Raw genomic sequence first — 16,169 nt, 5'->3', positions numbered from 1 at the left:
AATGCGGGTTTGCGCTAACGCTGGACCGCCATGCAAGACAAGATCATTGAAGCCCTGCGCCGTAATGCCACCGACGAGGCCGTGAGCCTGGCCCAGGCATGGGTTGGCGCAGAACCACAGCAGGCCAAGGCCCATCGCTGGTTGGCGTTGGCACTGCAGCAGCAAGGCCAGCTGGAGTCGTCCCAGGCCAGCCTGGATCAGGCGCTTGCGCTGGCACCAGATGACGCCGCACTGCATCTGCAGCACGCCGGCCTGCTGTTGGCGCAGCGCCAGATCGACGCCGCCGGGCAGGCGTTGGAACGCAGCACCACGCTGAATCCCAACGAGTTTTCCGCCTATCTGATGCAGGCGCATCTGGCGCTGGGCCGAGACGATATCGACGAAGCAGATCGCCTCGGTCGCATGGCTGCGCGTGTTGACCCGGACAGCCCTGAGCTGGGCGCGATTGAAGGCATGGTCGCCCTGCGTCGTGGCGACGCTGATCGCGCGCTGGCGATTCTGTCGGCTGCCAGCATCAAGCTGCCGGGCGACGTCCGCGTGCTGTACGCGCTGGGCTTTGCCTATCTGGGCAAGGACATGGTCGCCTTCGCCGAACAGGCGTTCCGTCGCGTGATCGAACTGAACCCTGGCAACCACGCACTGCGCGGGTTGGTGGTGCAGCTGGCCCTGCGCCAGGGGCACCTGGACAACGCGGCGGAAATGATGCGCGAAGTATTGGCCACGCCGCAGGGTGACACCCCGGGCATGCGCCGTCTGGCCGGTGAACTGGAGCTGGCCTCGGGACAACCATTGCAGGCGCTGGAGCACCTGCGCCCGTTGCTGCAGCAGGTGCCGGGTGACCGCCCCACGCTGCAGATGCTGTTGATGGCGTGGCAGCGTCTGGGCCGCGAGGAAGAGGCCCGCAGCGAACTGGAAGCGGCCGTGCAGGCACACCCGCAGTTGCATGATCTGTGGATGGCACGCTTGGCCGTGGCCCGGGTTGGCAGCGAAGAGGCGGTAGACGTCGTCGAGCGTTGGCTGGCAGCGATGCCGGAGCATCTGCCGGCACTGGAGGCGCGGATGAGCCTGCACGATATGAACGGACAGGCCGAAGAGGCCGAAGCCGTGGCCCAACGCATCATCGCACTGGAGCCGGGCCGGATCAGTGGCGAACAGCGTATTGTCGAAGCGCTGTTGCAGCGCGAGCCGAGCGCGGCGATCGCGCATGTGCAGGGACTGGTGGACAACGCGCCGAAGCAGGCGCGTGCTTCTGTACAGACTTGGTTGGGCGTTGTCCAAGACCGGGCGGGTGATCGTGCTGGTGCAGTTGCCACTTGGTTGAGCTTGCACGAAGAACTGGCACCCAACCGCCTGCCGCTGCCGCAGCAGGCCCGTGCACCGGCCGAGTGGCCGCCGATGGGTGAGGTGGCTGGCGACAATCCGATGCGACCGATGTTCCTGTGGGGCGCACCGGGTTCGGGCGTGGAGCGGGTGGCAGCGGTGATGGCGGCGGGTAGTCGAGTACTGCGCGATGATCGTTTCGGACCGGCGCCGCCCGATGACGCGTTCCAGAACTTCCTGACCCTGCAGCGTCTGGCCACCGACGCGCTGACACCAGAACAGCTGGTGCAGCAGTGGCGCGCAGCGCTGCCGGCACGCGGCATCGAAGACGGCAACGTGATCGACTGGCTGTTGTGGTGGGACAACGCGCTGCTGTGGGCGCTGCGCCCGCAGCTGCCGGAAGGCCGTCTGGTCATTGCCCTGCGCGATCCGCGCGACATGCTGGTGGAATGGCTGGCATTGGGTGCTCCGGCACCGTTGGCGGTGACCTCGTCCAGCGAGGCCGCACAGTGGCTGGCGCGTGCATTGGCGCAGGTTGCGTTGTTGCATGAGCAGAATCTGTATACCCACATGATCATTCATACCGACGAGGCGGTGAATGATCCGGCGGCGATGGGTGCATTGTTGGAGCAGGCCTTTGGCCTGCGTTTCCCGCCGGTACGCAGCCTGGGTCCAAGCACCATCGACGCCGGCCATTGGCGTCATTACGCACAGGCACTGGCATCGGAATTTGCGGCGCTTACCCCGGTCGCCGTGCGCCTGGGCTATCCCGAAGCATGATCAAGGAGCAAAGATGAAACTGGATAGTCAGAGTTTTAAGAATGGGCAAGCGATTGCGGCCGAGTTTGCCGCTGGTGATGCCAATGGCTTCGCAGGCAACCGTAACCCGCAGTTGGCGTGGAGCGATGTGCCGTCTGGCACGCGTTCGTTCGCGCTGATCTGCGTGGACCCGGATGTGCCGACGGTGGCCGAGCTGGTTGGCCGTGAGGACGTCAGCATTCCGTTGGACCAGCCGCGTGCCGACTTCGTGCATTGGGTGATGGTGGATGTTCCCGCGGACCTGCGCGAAATCGCTGCCGGCAGCTGCAGTGATGGCTTCACCGCGCACGGCAAGACGCAGCCGGCTGGCCCGGCCGGTGCGCGGCAGGGCATCAACGATTACACCGGCTGGTTTGCCGGCAATGCGCAGATGAGTGGTACCTACTACGGCTACGATGGCCCGTACCCGCCGTTCAATGACGAACGCCTGCACCGCTATTTCTTCCGGTTGTTCGCGCTGGACGTCGAGCGACTGCCGGTCGACGGTGCATTCACCGCCGCCGATGTGTACCGCGCCATGCAGGGCCATGTGTTGGCTGAGGCATCGGTGCATGGCACGTATACGTTGAACAAAGCGCTGGCCTAGATCGGTAGTGCCGAGCCATGCTCGGCAGAGGCTTTCCCGTTACTGCCCCAGCCGAGCATGGCTCGGCTCTACAGGTGAAGCTTTGTCGGTAATGCCCCAGCCGAGCATGGCTCGGCTCTACAAAACAGCAAGGGCGCCGTCAGGCGCCCTTGCTGTTTGCGTAAGCCCTTCGGGCTTACTTCGCCATTTCCGACATCACCACCATGTCCAGCACATAGGCCTGCGACGGGGCGTCGGCCGGCGGGTTCTTGATCTCGTAACGCTTCAGGCGCAGTACGTTGCGCACGCCTGGCTCGTGGGTGTAACCCTCGATGTTGCCGTAGAAGTTGGTGAACTCACCGCGCTTGCCCTGCTCCAGGCCCTGCTCGTTGTACTTCACCTCACGCACCTGCAGGCAGGTGGCGTCCTTCATCAGCGGGTGCGGGCAGGGCTTGGTCTGCGGCTCCACTTCCATGAACACCGTCTCGCCCGGGCCACCGTAGCGGGTTTCGGCGGTCGGCTCGGCGCGGAAGCTCAGCACATCGCCGGAAGCGGTCACCAAGGTCAGTGCCGAAGCATCCAGTGCGCGCACGGTCAGCTTGCCCTGCAGGCGCTCGCTGATCAGGCCGTCAACCGCCATCAGCGGGCCCTGGCAGGCCTTGTTGGTGGACATCAGGTTGCCGACGGTCAGTGCACCGGCTTCCAGCGTGTAACCGCCGCCGATGTTGTTGCAGGCGTTGCTGACCGACAGGCGGTTGTCCTTGAAGTCCAGGGTCAGCGGCTTGTCAGCCTGCACGAACAGACCGTCGATGCGCTTTCCGCTGGCGTCCACGGCGTTGTCCAGCAGCCAGTGGTTGGCGCTGAGCTGGCTGGCGTCGATGTTCGCCGTTGCAGCGGCAGGCGTCGCGACAGCTGCGGTCGCAGCGGGGGCAGCCGGATCGGTGGCGTCCTTGGCGGCAGGCGGGTTGCTGCAGGCGGTCATCAGGGCGAACGGCAGGGCCAACAGGAGGATGCGCTTCATTTGGAACTCCTTGGGAGCGTGGAAAGATTCAGGGCGATAAACGGCCCGGCGTGGGCGCCGGGGTCAACTCCGCAGTGACGCATTCAGTTTCCAGCAGGCAAAAACAACAGCAGGCCGATGCCCAAGGCGATCCGATACAGGGCGAAGCCGCTGAAGGAATGACGCTTGATATAGCTCAACAGCCATTTGACCACAATGAAACCGGTGACCACGGCGGCGGCGAAGGCCACGCCGACATCGGTCCAGTTCTCGCTGCCAAGCTTGCCGTCCTTGGCCAGTTCCAGGAACGCATAGGCGCTGGCGGCGAACATGGTCGGGATGCCGACCAGGAAGACGAACTCGGTTGCCGCCGAGCGCCGGCTCAGGCCCAGCAACATGGCCAGGAATATGGCCGCGGCAGAACGCGAGGTACCGGGGAACACGCCCGCCACCACCTGCGCCAGGCCGACCGCGATGGCTACCTTCCAGGTCACCGTTTCGTTGTCGGGCATGCGTGCGGCAAAACGCTCGGCGACCAGCATCCAGACGCCGCCGATGACCAGCGCCCAGGCCACCGGGGTAACGGTTTCGGGCAGTTCCCAGCCAGCCAGGCGCACCGGCAGGCCGACCAGCGCGGTGACCAGGAAGGCCACGCCCAGCTTCATCACGTAGTCGCGGTTCTCGCGCTGGTTCAAGCCGGTGGCCAGCGACCACAGCCGCTGCCGGAGCACCAGGGTGACGGCGATGATGGCGCCGGCCTGGATGACGATGTTGAAGAAATCCGAGCGCTCACCCAGCCAATGCTGGGCGATCAGCAGGTGGCCGGTGCTGGAGATCGGGAGGAATTCGGTGAGGCCTTCGAGGATGCCAAGGAGCAGGGCGGAGAGCAGGTCGGACATGGAAGCGGATTGAGGGGAGTCGGGCACAGCATAGTCCATTGCGCTTTTCGCACCAGAACGGTGCATGACGTATACATAGCACCAATGCGGTGCGACCATAAAGGTGCAAGTGCAACCATTGACTAGTTAAAACAATTACTTACGCCGTTTCAAAAGTTGGCACGGCGTTTGCTTTAATACACACATTCTTCATCCATCCGAGGTTTCACCCGATGTCCCTGGAAAACGTTGAGAAGCTGATCAAGGACAACCAGATCGAGTTCATCGACCTGCGTTTCGTCGACATGCGTGGCATCGAGCAGCACGTGACCTTCCCGGCATCGATCATCGAGCCGTCGCTGTTTGAAGAAGGCAAGATGTTCGATGGCAGCTCGATCGCCGGTTGGAAGGGCATCGCCGAGTCGGACATGGTGCTGATGCCGGACCCGGCCAGCGCCTACGTTGACCCGTTCTACGCCGACCCGACCCTGGTGCTGACCTGTGACGTGCTCGACCCGGCCACCATGCAGGGCTACGGCCGCTGCCCGCGCGGCATCGCCAAGCGCGCCGAGTCGTACCTGAAGTCCTCGGGCATCGCCGACCTGGCCTTCTTCGGCCCGGAACCGGAATTCTTCATCTTCGATTCGGTCCAGTTCGCCAACGACATGGGCCACACCTTCTTCAAGATCAACTCCGAGGAAGGCTCCTGGAACACCGGCAAGAGCTACGACGGCACCAACACCGGCTACCGTCCTGCGGTGAAGGGCGGTTACTTCCCGGTGCCGCCGACCGATTCGCTGCACGATATCCGCGCCGAGATGTGCAAGGTGCTGGAAAAGGTCGGCATCGAAGTCGAAGTGCACCACCACGAAGTGGCCAATGCCGGCCAGTGCGAGATCGGCGCCAAGTTCAACACGCTGGTGACCAAGGCCGACGAACTGCAGCGCATGAAGCACGTCATCAAGAACGTTGCCCATCGCAACGGCAAGACCGTCACCTTCATGCCCAAGCCGCTGGTCGGCGACAACGGCAGCGGCATGCACGTGCACCAGTCGCTGGCCAAGGGTGGCAACAACCTGTTCTCCGGTGACGGTTACGGCGGCCTGAGCCAGATGGCGCTGTGGTACATCGGCGGCATCTTCAAGCACGCCCGTGCCATCAATGCCTTCGCCAACTCCGGCACCAACAGCTACAAGCGCCTGGTCCCGGGCTTCGAGGCACCGGTGATGCTGGCCTACTCGGCGCGCAACCGTTCGGCGTCGTGCCGCATTCCGTGGGTGTCCAACCCGAAGGCACGCCGCATCGAAATGCGTTTCCCGGATCCGATCCAGTCCGGCTACCTGACCTTCACCGCGCTGATGATGGCCGGCCTGGACGGCATCAAGAACCAGATCGACCCGGGCGCACCGAGCGACAAGGATCTGTACGACCTGCCGCCGGAAGAAGAGAAGCTGATCCCGCAGGTCTGTTCCTCGCTGGACCAGGCACTGGAGGCGCTGGACAAGGACCGCGAGTTCCTCAAGGCCGGCGGCGTGATGAGCGACGACTTCATCGACGCTTACATCGCGTTGAAGATGAAGGAAGTCACCGCGTTCCGCGCAGCGACCCACCCGCTCGAATACCAGCTGTACTACGCAAGCTGAGTCAACAAACTGATGTAACGGCGGCCCTCGCATCGCGCTGGCCGCCGGCAACACCAGGTGTAGTTACTAGCTGTTTTTAGGCGGCGGTGGCGTGGACCCTCCCCCTCCCATCTGCGTCCATCGCCGCCGCCTTTGTTGCTGGGGAGCACACAGGCGAAGCAACAGCCAGCAACACACCTGCAGGGGCAAGAGAATCCGAGCGCGCGGCATGGGCCACTCCTCCCTCCCGCGTGGTTGCGGTCGCCGGCAGCGATGCCGGCGGCAACAGCCAGGCCCATGATGCGTTCGGCGCAACAGCCAGCGGCCGCACAACGGCCGGTGGAAGACACGATGCCGGCCCGCAGCCGCAGGCCGGTCTCCTCCACATCGGGACATGCGCATGAAATTAATCTCCGCGATCATCCGTCCATTCAAGCTCGACGAAGTGCGTGAAGCCTTGGGCGCCGCAGGCGTTTCCGGCATCACCGTCACCGAGGTCAAGGGCTTTGGACGGCAGAAAGGCCACACCGAGCTGTACCGTGGCGCCGAATACGTCGTCGATTTCCTCCCCAAGATCCGCATCGAAACCGCCGTCACCGACGACAACGTCGAGGCGGTGATCGAAGCCCTGCAGGGCGCAGCTGGCACCGGCAAGATCGGTGACGGCAAGATCTTCGTTACCGCGCTTGAACAAGTGGTGCGTATCCGCACCGGCGAAACAGGCGCCGACGCGCTTTAAGAGCCCGCTACCGACCCGTCCTCCGGCGGCAGCGACCGCCAGGTGACAACAGGTCGCTGGCAGGTTCCACCCCCACAACCGGAGTCGACAATGCGAACGGAATTTTTCACCGGGTTGAAAGCCCGGCTCGGAGGCCTGTGCCTGTCTTTCATGCTCACCGCAATGCTGCTGGGCATGTTTACCAGCAGTGCCTGGGCACAGGACACGCAGGCGCCACCTGCAGCTGCCACTGAAGTGGCGGCCGCGCCGGCAGAGGCTGCAGCCGCACCTGCTGCTGAAGCAGAAGCTGCACCCAGCTTCGACAAGGGCGACGTGGCGTGGATGCTCACCGCCACCTTGCTGGTGCTGATGATGGTGGTGCCCGGCCTTGCGCTGTTCTATGGCGGGCTGGTGCGGGCCAAGAACGTGCTGTCGGTGCTCAGCCAGGTGCTGGTGGTGTTCTCGCTGGTGCTGATCCTGTGGGTGGCTTACGGCTACAGCGCGGTATTCAGTGCGGGCAACCAGTTCTTTGGTTCCTTCACCGAGTTCGCCTTCCTCAAGGGCTTCACCCCGGACTCGGTGGGCAATACGCCGATCGCCGGCCTGCCGGACTTCCTGTTCGTGGCCTTCCAGTCGACCTTCGCCGGCATCACCACCGCGCTGATCGTCGGTGCCTTCGCCGAGCGCATCAAGTTCCGCGCGGTGCTGCTGTTCTCGGCGCTGTGGTTCACCCTGAGCTACATCCCGATGGCGCACATCGTCTGGGGCGGCGGCTATCTCGGTGAGATGGGCGCAATCGATTTTGCCGGCGGCACCGTGGTGCACATCAATGCCGGTGTCGCCGGCCTGGTTGCCGCATGGTTCGTCGGCAAGCGCCTGGGTTATGGCCAGACCGCGTTGAAGCCGCACAACCTGCCGCTGACCTGGATCGGTGCGATGCTGCTGTGGGTGGGCTGGTTCGGCTTCAACGCCGGCTCGGCCGCCGCTGCCGACACCGTCGCCTCGCTGGCCTTCATCAACACCGTGCTGGCAACCGCCGCCGCCGTGTTGGGCTGGACGCTGGTCGAAGCCGTCACCAAGGGCCATCCGTCGGCGCTTGGCGCAGCCTCGGGCGCGGTGGCTGGTCTGGTCGGTGTAACGCCGGCCTGCGGCACGGTTGGTCCAATGGGCGCCATCGTGATTGGGTTTGTCACCGGCATCATCTGCGTCTGGGGTGTTACCGGCTTGAAGCGCCTGCTGAAGGCCGATGACACCGCCGACGTGTTCGGCGTGCATGGCGTGGGCGGCATTGTCGGCGCCATCCTCACCGGCGTGTTCAGCGCGCAGTCGCTGGGTGGCACCAAGGTCGATCTGGATATCGCCCATCAGGTCTGGGTGCAGGTGGTCAGCGTCGGCTTCACCGTGCTGTGGTCGGCCGTGGTCACCGCCGTCATCCTGCTGGTGGTTCGTGCCCTGGTTGGCCTGCGCGTCAGCGAAGAAGCCGAGCGCACCGGCCTGGACGTCACCACCCACGGCGAATCGGCCTACGAGGCCTGACCGCGTTAACCCCGATCCTGCAGAAAACCAAAGCCCCTCTCCCGCCTGCGGGAGAGGGGTTGGGGTGAGGGCAGCATTTGAGGCATCACCGGGAAAGCCCCTGCCGAGCATGGCTCGGCAATACAGAGAGCCCCTCTCCCTCCGGGAGAGGGGTTGGGGAGAGGGTGCGGCGAAGCAGCATCACCGCACAGCCGGCATCAAACCGAAGAAACCCAGTGTGCGTCATCCCTCTGCCAGCACCAACGCCTTCACCTTCTCAGCCTTCTCAAAGTGATCCAGGCGATGGATCTTGATCCACCACGTAGCCGCTTCCATCAGCAGTTCCGGATCATCATTCCGATTCGCAAAAAACGCATAGAACGACAACCCAACCGTCGGCCCCTTCGCCGCAACCTTTGCATCGCAGACCGCAACAATTTTCTGTTTCAGTGAATCACGCATTGCCGCTCCAGCAGATCGACGAACCATCCATCTGCATAGCCTAGCCACATCGGCCAGCCATCCCCAGCGGAAAGCGTTTTGAACATGCAACGCATGTTCCATGCCGGCATCACGTCGGCTCCCCAACTCCCTGAGCAGGCCCTCCAATGCAAGCAAGCCACATCGCCGCCGTCATCGGCCCAGTTGTCGTTCCATGCCCGAGCGCACTTGCAAAGCAACGCCCGGCAACGTGCAATGGCCCATATGAAGACCAAACTGCTGTTGCCGCTCGCCCTGTTGGCCACGCTGACTGCCTGTACCTCCACGCCCGAGCGCAATCCGCTCGCGCACTGGGTGCCGTCACCGAACTACAACGATCGCCAGCCGGTGTTGATCGTGCTGCACCATACCGAGCAGGACTCGGTGCAGGAGAGCCTGGACACGCTGCGCAGCGCCAACAGCGGCGGCAAGGTCAGCTCGCACTACCTGGTCGGCAGCGATGGTGAGCTCTACCAGCTGGTGGCCGATGGCGAACGCGCCTGGCATGCCGGTGGTGGCCGCTGGGGCGGCTTCACCGACCTCAACTCGACGTCGATCGGCATCGAGATCGACAACAACGGCGACAGCCCGTTCACCCAGCCGCAGATCGCCAGCCTGCTGCGCCTGCTCGACGACCTCTGCAAGCGCTACAACATCCCGCGCAGCCAGATCATCGGCCACGCCGACCTGGCCCCGACCCGCAAGGCCGATCCCAGCCGTTACTTCCCGTGGCAGCAGCTGGCCGAAGCCGGTTTCGGCCTGTGGCCAGACCCGAAGCACGGCCCGGCGCCGGCCGGTTTTGACAGCTGGATGGCGATGCAGGCCTTCGGTTACGCGCTGGACAACCGCGCTGCCGCTGCGCGTGCCTTCCACCGTCGTTTCCGTGGCAGCGACAGCCTGCCGGCCGAGCTGGACGCCGAGGACGCCCGCATCCTGTATTCCCTGCTGCAGCAGAAGCAGTGATCGGCTCGCTTTGCACTATATTGGTGCAATGACCGACGCCGATTTCTCGCCCACTCCGGAGTTGCTGGCCACGCCACTGGTCTGGTGTGGCGCGGACGGCCGCATCCAGGGTGCCAATCCGGCCTTCTGCCGGTGGCTGGGGGTCAGTGTGCGGCGCCTTCTGGGCCAGCCGCTGGTGTCGCTGGAAGCGCAGGGCGAGGTGCTGGCACAGCGCCTGGCCAATCCAACCACCGACATGAGCCGCCTGCCACGGCTGACCCTGGCCCTGCCGGGAGAGACACCGCGTTTCGCCGATGGCTGGCTGAGCGGCGTGGAGCAGGGCGGTTGGCTGCTGGAAGCGCACCCGGTGGACGAGTTCCAGGGTACGGACCCGGCGCAGGTCTTGCCCGGCGCGTTCAGTGCGGCCTTGAAGGGCCTGGCCCATGAGCTGCGCAATCCGCTGGCCGGCCTGAAAGGCGCGGCGCAGCTGCTGGCGAGGCGTGCGAGCGGGCGCGATGCCGACGAGCGCGAACTGATCGAATTGATCGGCGCCGAGATCGAACGGCTCAATACCCTGCTGGAGCAACTGCTGTCGCCGGCACCACAGCGCCCGCATGCGCCGCTGAACATCCATGCCGCGCTGGAACGCGTGCTGCGCCTGGTCGAGAACGAAGCTGGCTGGTCGGTGCGCCTGCTGCGTGATTACGATCCCAGCATTCCCGAGTTCCCCGGTGATGGCGACCGCCTCACCCAGGCTTTGTTGAACCTGGTACGCAACGCGATCCAGGCTGGCGCCACCAGCGTCACCCTGCGCACCCGCGTCGAGCACGGCCTGCGCATCGCCGAGCAGCCCTATGCGCTTGCCCTGCGGCTGGAAGTGGCCGATGACGGCCGTGGCGTGCCGGAAGAACTGGCCGAGCACCTGTTCCTGCCGCTGGTCAGCGGCCGCGCCGAAGGTACCGGTCTCGGACTGGCACTGGCCCAGCAGGTCGCACGCGAACACCGCGGCACCTTGAGTTACCGCTCGCGTCCCGGCCACACCGTGTTCACCGTGCTGCTGCCATTGCCAGCCGCCGAGGAAGCGCCGGAGGTGGCAGATGCCTAAGTCCACGCAGGCCGCGACCGTCTGGGTCGTCGATGACGATCGCTCGGTGCGTTTCGTCCTGACCACCGCCTTGCGCGATGCCGGCTACACGGTGGAAGGTTTCGACAGTGCTGCCGCCGCATTGGGCGCGATGGCGCGGCAACCGGTGCCGGATCTGCTGTTCACCGATGTACGCATGCCCGGTGACGATGGACTGGTATTGCTGGACAAGCTCAAGGCGGCGCATCCGCAGCTGCCGGTAATCGTGATGTCGGCCTATACCGACGTGGCGAGCACCGCTGGCGCGTTCCGTGGTGGTGCGCATGAATTCCTGTCCAAGCCCTTCGACCTGGACGATGCGGTGGAGCTGGCGCGGCGCGCGCTGCCCGAAGCCGAAGAGCTGCCGCAGCCGGTGGCACTGCCGCCTGCGACAGCGCAGAAGGAAGAAGGCCCACCGCAGCTGATCGGTGACACACCCGCCATGCGCGCGCTGTTCCGCGCCATCGGCCGTCTCGCGCAGGCACCGCTGTCGGTGCTGATCAATGGCGAGACCGGCACCGGCAAGGAGTTGGTGGCCAACGCCCTGCATCGCGAGTCACCGCGCGCAAAAGGCCCGTTCGTAGCGTTGAACACCGCTGCGATCCCGGCCGAGCTGCTGGAAAGCGAACTGTTCGGTCACGAAGCAGGCGCCTTCACCGGCGCGACCAAGCGCCACATCGGCCGCTTCGAGCAGGCCGACGGCGGCACCCTGTTCCTCGATGAAATCGGCGACATGCCGCTGGCGCTGCAGACGCGATTGCTGCGCGTGCTGGCCGAAGGCGAGTTCTTCCGCGTTGGTGGCCGCGAGCTGATCCGCGTCGACGTACGCGTGGTTGCAGCCACCCACCAGGACCTGGAAACGCTGGTCGAACAAGGGCGCTTCCGTGCCGACCTGCTGCACCGGCTGGACATGGTGCGGTTGCTGCTGCCGCCACTCCGTGAGCGTCTGGGCGATGTGCCGCAGCTGGCCGAGAACTTCCTGGCCAATGCCGCGCGGCGACTCGACATGCCGCCCAAGCGTCTGTCGGTTGCTGCGGTGAAAGCGCTGCGCGAGCACCACTGGCCGGGCAACGTCCGCGAGCTGGAGAACGTCTGCTGGCGCCTGGCGGCATTGGCTGTCGCCGATACGGTATCGGCCGATGATGTACAGGCCGCCTTGAATCGCGGCGGGCGTGCCAACGGCAGCACTGCCGCGGTGGCGCCGCAGCACTGGGACAAGGCCTTGGCGGCATGGGCCAGGCAGCGTTTGGCCGAAGGCGCCAGTGGCCTGCATGCCGAGGCGCGTGAGCGCCTGGACAACGTGCTGCTGGAAGTGGCACTGGATTTCACCGATGGCCACCGTGCCGATGCCGCGACCCGGCTCGGACTTGGCCGTAACACCGTTACCCGCAAACTTGGGCCTGGCCGCCGTCGCGGCAGTTGAACATGGCACCGGCCCGCCTGATCTGTTGCAAGGAGATATCGATGCGCATCCTGCTACCCATTACCGCCGCCGTCGCTGCAGCGCTGCTGCTCAGCGCCTGCGGATCGACGCCCGCACCCAAGCCGGAGGCGCCGCCGCCGGTGGCAACGGTCAGCACCGCCAGGATGGCCGAAGCGAATCTCGCACCGGCCTCGGCCAGTCTGGTCAGTGGCCGTCTCGCACTGGTGCCGGAAGCGGGCGGCGTGCATATCACCGGTGTGATCGGTGGCTTGCCGCGCGGCCAGCAGGCCGCCTTCCATGTGCATGAGAAAGGCGATTGCAGCGCGGTGGATGCCAGCAGCGCCGGCGGCCACTTCAACCCGGGCATGCAGCAGCACGGCCGCGCCGCTGGCGGCGCGCATCATGCCGGCGACATGGACAACCTGCAGGCCGATGCCAAAGGCGTGGCGAACGTGGACGTTCATCTTCGCGGCGTTACCCTCGGCGGTGGTGCTGCAAACGATGTCGCTGGGCGCGCACTGGTGGTACATGCGTCAGCCGATGATTACCGCAGCCAACCGGCCGGCAATGCAGGTGCGCGTGTCGCCTGTGCGGTGATTCGTGTGGTGCGTTGAGCGCCACCTGCAATTCCAATCCGGATTCGATCCAGACCAGCAAGGGAGTCAACCAATGCGACTGATCCACACCAGCCTGTTCCTCGCCAGCGCCCTGGCCCTCACCGCCTGCAACAAGGGCGCAGAGCCCGATGCCGCACCGGCTGAGACCGTCGCCGCTGAAGCGGCCACCACGCCAGTTGCCGACCCGGCCGCACCGCCGGAAATGGCCAAGCCGATCGCCACCGCACAGTTGCAGCCGACCAAGGACAGCACGGTCGCCGGCACCATCAACTTCAGCCTGGTCGACGGCCAGCTGCGCGCCAGCGGCGACATCACCGGCTTGAAGCCGGACAGCGAGCACGGCTTCCACATCCACGAGAAGGGCGATTGCAGTGCACCGGATGGCACCAGCGCAGGCGGCCACTTCAACCCGGGCAGCAGCGAGCACGGCAGCATCAGCACCGCCATGCATCACGGTGGCGACATGCCCAACATCAAGGCCGACGCGCAGGGCAACGCGCATATCGATGGCCCGGTGGCGAGCAACGTCAACGTCGGTGTTGGCGATGGCTTCGACATCGTCGGCCGCGGCCTGATCGTCCACGCCGACCCGGACGACTACAAGACCCAGCCGACCGGTAATGCAGGTGCACGCCTGGCGTGCGCGGTCATCACCAAGGTGCAGTGATTGACTCCCTCCCTTTCGCGCAGCGAAGGGGAGGGTTGGGGAGGGGTGCTGTTGCTGCTGCCTCTGCTTCGCCCTGCTTCAAAACAGAAAAGGCCGCTTACGCGGCCTTTTCAGCTTTCACCAGAGCGCACTCAATGCGCCAGCAGGGCCTTCGCATCCTGCCCGGCATTCACGTGCACATACAGCACATCGATGCCATGCGCTTCCAACACGGCGGCCATCTGCCGCTGGCGCATCATGTACTGCTCGTACACGCGCTGCAGGCGATCGCAGTCGTTCTTGTCCTGCGCGTAATGCGCGCACCAGCCGGCCGGATCGAACAAGGCCATCCGCACTTCGCCGCCGACGTAACGCAGCAACGGCTCGGGTGAGGCCTCCAGCCATTGTTCTTCGTTCGGCGCGAACATCGCTGTCTCCAGTATTGGCCACAAATCGGCCAAGCCCTGGTTGTCATATTGCATGGCCATCATCGCGGCCAGGTCGTTGACGGTGAAATAGCGCGCGTGTTCGATCTGTGCGGCAAAGCTGTTCTGTGCCAGCAGCGCGGTGTCCGGTTGTGCCATGCCATTGGCCAGCAGCACGTCTTCCAGCGCATCGCGCACGTCATGGCGCACGGCCGCTTCACCGCCAGCCAGCACGAACGGCAGCAGTCGCAGCGCACCGCCGGTCAGTGCGGGATCGGCCTGCAGCGGTAGCGGGATCTCGCCATTGGCATCGGCACCAAACGCCAGCAGGCGAGCACCATGATTGCGGCCGGGGGCGCGCATCTGCAGCTCTTCCAGGCGCCGATGAATGGGCAGGCCGGGACGCAGGACTTCGGCCGGGTCGAAATGCGCGGCGGCGAATACCAGGTCCAGTTCGCTGACCTGCGGTACCAGCTTGGTCAGGTCACGGCCGATCAGCGCAGCCAGCTCACCTGCCTGCTCGGAGCCCAAGGCTGCCTTGCCGGGCTGCTCGCCGCCAGCCAGTTCCAATGCCACTACGCCAAGGGCGTTCACGTCGGGGTTTGAATTGCTCATGATTCGCGGTTGGCCCATCACGGCCTCGAAGCTACACTCAACACCATTATGCCTGCTATCGCGTGCAGGCCACTTTGAACACTCTTTCCCATGTCAGGTACCCGCATGCCCAGCGCTCGACCCGTCGCCATCCTCGGTGGTGTCCGCATCCCGTTCTGCCGTCAGAACACCGCTTATTCGGACGTTGGCAACCTTGGCATGTCGGTCCGTACGCTTGGGGCGCTTGTTGAACGGTTCGGCCTGCACGGCCAGCAGTTGGGCGAAGTAGCGATGGGCGCGGTGATCAAGCATCCCAGCGACTGGAACCTCGGCCGCGAGGCCGCGCTGTCGTCCGGCCTGTCGCCGCTGACCCCGGGCATCACCCTGCAACGTGCCTGTGGTACTTCGCTGGACAGCATCATCACCGTCGCCAACAAGATCGCCCTGGGGCAGATCGAATCCGGCATCGGCGGTGGTTCCGACACCACCTCCGACGTGCCGATCGTCTACGGCAAGAAGCTGCGCGCGCGCCTGCTGGCGGCCAACCGCGCCAAGAGCACTGGTGACAAGATCCGCACCCTGCTCAAGGGTTTCAAGTTCTCCGAGCTCAAGCCCGAGTTCCCGGGCGTGGCCGAGCCGCGTACCGGCAAGAGCATGGGCGACCACTGCGAGGATATGGCCAAGGAATGGAACATCTCGCGTGAAGCGCAGGACGAATGGGCGGTGTCTTCGCACAAGAAGCTGGCTGCTGCTTACGAGCGCGGTTTCTTCAGTGACCTGATCGCACCGTTCCGCGGCGTCGAGCGCGACAATATCCTGCGCCCGGATACCTCGCTGGAAAAGCTGGCCACCTTGAAGCCGGCCTTCGACAAGGCCTCTGGCCGCGGCACCCTGACCGCTGCCAACTCCACCCCGTTGACCGATGGCGCCGCGGCGGTGCTGCTGGCCAGCGAGGAGTGGGCACGTGCACACGGCCACGAGCCGCTGGCCTACCTGCGTGACTCGCAGGTTTCGGCGGTGGACTTCGTGCATGGCGAAGGCCTGCTGATGGCGCCGACCACCGCCGTGCCGGAAATGCTCAAGCGCAATGGCCTGACCCTGCAGGATTTCGATATCTATGAAATCCACGAAGCCTTTGCCGCGCAGGTGCTGTGCACGCTGAGCGCCTGGGAAAGCGAGGACTACTGCCGCAACCGCCTGGGCCTGGATGCAGCGCTGGGCCGCATCGACCCGGCCAAGATCAACCCGCTGGGCTCGTCGCTGGCCACCGGCCACCCGTTCGCCGCCACCGGCGCCCGCATCATCGGCACCGTGGCCAAGGAGCTGGCTGCCCGCGGCGGCGGTCGTGCACTGGTGTCGATCTGCACCGCCGGCGGCATGGGCGTGGTCGCCATCGTCGAGCGCTGATGCGCCGTTTGTAGTGCCGAGCCATGCTCGGCACGAGGCATTACCGGGAACGCCTCTGCCGAGCATGGCTCGGCA

The 16,169-nt window shown here is 65.1% G+C and carries 15 protein-coding genes; 11 read left to right on the top strand and 4 right to left on the bottom strand.

The features are described from left to right. The first annotated feature begins 30 nt into the window (after nt 1-30). Complete coding sequence (locus tag AC13FW_RS16115; RefSeq protein ID WP_296252743.1) at nt 31-2,100, top strand: tetratricopeptide repeat protein; 2,070 nt, start codon at nt 31-33, stop codon at nt 2,098-2,100. 13 nt (nt 2,101-2,113) lie between these two features. Beyond that, complete coding sequence (locus tag AC13FW_RS16110) at nt 2,114-2,725, top strand: YbhB/YbcL family Raf kinase inhibitor-like protein (protein ID WP_482989727.1); 612 nt, start codon at nt 2,114-2,116, stop codon at nt 2,723-2,725. 175 nt (nt 2,726-2,900) lie between these two features. Here the strand turns inward: AC13FW_RS16110 and AC13FW_RS16105 are convergent, their stop codons facing one another. Both AC13FW_RS16105 and AC13FW_RS16100 read right to left on the bottom strand, forming a co-directional pair. Further along, entirely contained in the window at nt 2,901-3,725 is an 825-nt protein-coding gene (locus tag AC13FW_RS16105) for a DUF4377 domain-containing protein (protein ID WP_482989726.1), read from the bottom strand. Nucleotides 3,726-3,808: 83 nt separating this feature from the next. Then, a complete protein-coding gene (locus AC13FW_RS16100) occupies nt 3,809-4,603 on the bottom strand; it encodes an undecaprenyl-diphosphate phosphatase (protein ID WP_296252737.1) in 795 nt (264 codons plus the stop codon). A gap of 212 nt (nt 4,604-4,815) precedes the next feature. Here AC13FW_RS16100 and glnA point away from each other — a divergent pair, with 212 nt between their 5' ends. From glnA to AC13FW_RS16085, 3 genes are all read left to right on the top strand, one after another. Continuing rightward, nucleotides 4,816-6,225, top strand: coding sequence for a type I glutamate--ammonia ligase (gene glnA / locus AC13FW_RS16095; RefSeq protein ID WP_481533925.1), 1,410 nt, complete (start codon nt 4,816-4,818; stop codon nt 6,223-6,225). A 379-nt stretch (nt 6,226-6,604) separates the two neighbouring features. Next, nucleotides 6,605-6,943 carry a P-II family nitrogen regulator gene (locus AC13FW_RS16090; RefSeq protein WP_057627937.1) on the top strand — a complete coding sequence of 113 codons (339 nt, stop codon included), beginning with the start codon at nt 6,605-6,607 and terminating at the stop codon, nt 6,941-6,943. A gap of 90 nt (nt 6,944-7,033) precedes the next feature. Next, nucleotides 7,034-8,458, top strand: a complete 1,425-nt coding sequence (locus AC13FW_RS16085) for an ammonium transporter (RefSeq protein ID WP_482989725.1) — start codon at nt 7,034-7,036, stop codon at nt 8,456-8,458. 222 nt (nt 8,459-8,680) lie between these two features. Here the strand turns inward: AC13FW_RS16085 and AC13FW_RS16080 are convergent, their stop codons facing one another. Further along, entirely contained in the window at nt 8,681-8,899 is a 219-nt protein-coding gene (locus AC13FW_RS16080) for a DUF6500 family protein (RefSeq protein ID WP_282269685.1), read from the bottom strand. Nucleotides 8,900-9,142: 243 nt separating this feature from the next. Between AC13FW_RS16080 and AC13FW_RS16075 the strand changes: the two genes are divergently transcribed. The 5 genes from AC13FW_RS16075 to AC13FW_RS16055 are packed head-to-tail and all read left to right on the top strand — an operon-like array spanning nt 9,143 to nt 13,689. Continuing rightward, on the top strand, nt 9,143-9,880 hold the full coding sequence (locus tag AC13FW_RS16075; protein WP_482989724.1) for an N-acetylmuramoyl-L-alanine amidase: 738 nt from the start codon (nt 9,143-9,145) through the stop codon (nt 9,878-9,880). 28 nt (nt 9,881-9,908) lie between these two features. Then, nucleotides 9,909-10,964 (top strand): two-component system sensor histidine kinase NtrB, encoded by a 1,056-nt coding sequence (locus AC13FW_RS16070; RefSeq protein ID WP_482989723.1) that lies wholly within the window; start codon nt 9,909-9,911, stop codon nt 10,962-10,964. Next, nucleotides 10,957-12,405, top strand: a complete 1,449-nt coding sequence (gene ntrC / locus AC13FW_RS16065; RefSeq protein ID WP_296248486.1) for a nitrogen regulation protein NR(I) — start codon at nt 10,957-10,959, stop codon at nt 12,403-12,405. Before AC13FW_RS16070 ends, ntrC begins: the two co-directional genes overlap by 8 nt. A gap of 41 nt (nt 12,406-12,446) precedes the next feature. Next, complete coding sequence (locus AC13FW_RS16060) at nt 12,447-13,019, top strand: superoxide dismutase family protein (protein WP_481533920.1); 573 nt, start codon at nt 12,447-12,449, stop codon at nt 13,017-13,019. 55 nt (nt 13,020-13,074) lie between these two features. Beyond that, nucleotides 13,075-13,689, top strand: a complete 615-nt coding sequence (locus AC13FW_RS16055; protein ID WP_282269676.1) for a superoxide dismutase family protein — start codon at nt 13,075-13,077, stop codon at nt 13,687-13,689. A gap of 131 nt (nt 13,690-13,820) precedes the next feature. Here AC13FW_RS16055 and AC13FW_RS16050 read toward each other — a convergent pair whose 3' ends face one another. Then, a complete protein-coding gene (locus AC13FW_RS16050; RefSeq protein WP_282269675.1) occupies nt 13,821-14,708 on the bottom strand; it encodes a hypothetical protein in 888 nt (295 codons plus the stop codon). Nucleotides 14,709-14,798: 90 nt separating this feature from the next. Here AC13FW_RS16050 and AC13FW_RS16045 point away from each other — a divergent pair, with 90 nt between their 5' ends. Beyond that, nucleotides 14,799-16,094: an acetyl-CoA C-acetyltransferase gene (locus AC13FW_RS16045; protein ID WP_282269672.1), complete on the top strand. Its 1,296-nt coding sequence runs from the start codon at nt 14,799-14,801 to the stop codon at nt 16,092-16,094. Nucleotides 16,095-16,169 lie beyond the last annotated feature (75 nt).

Source organism: Stenotrophomonas sp. 21LCFQ19 (assembly GCF_056861425.1).
Note: the sequence above shows the minus strand (reverse complement) of the source record. Positions and strands in the feature narration are given on the sequence as shown.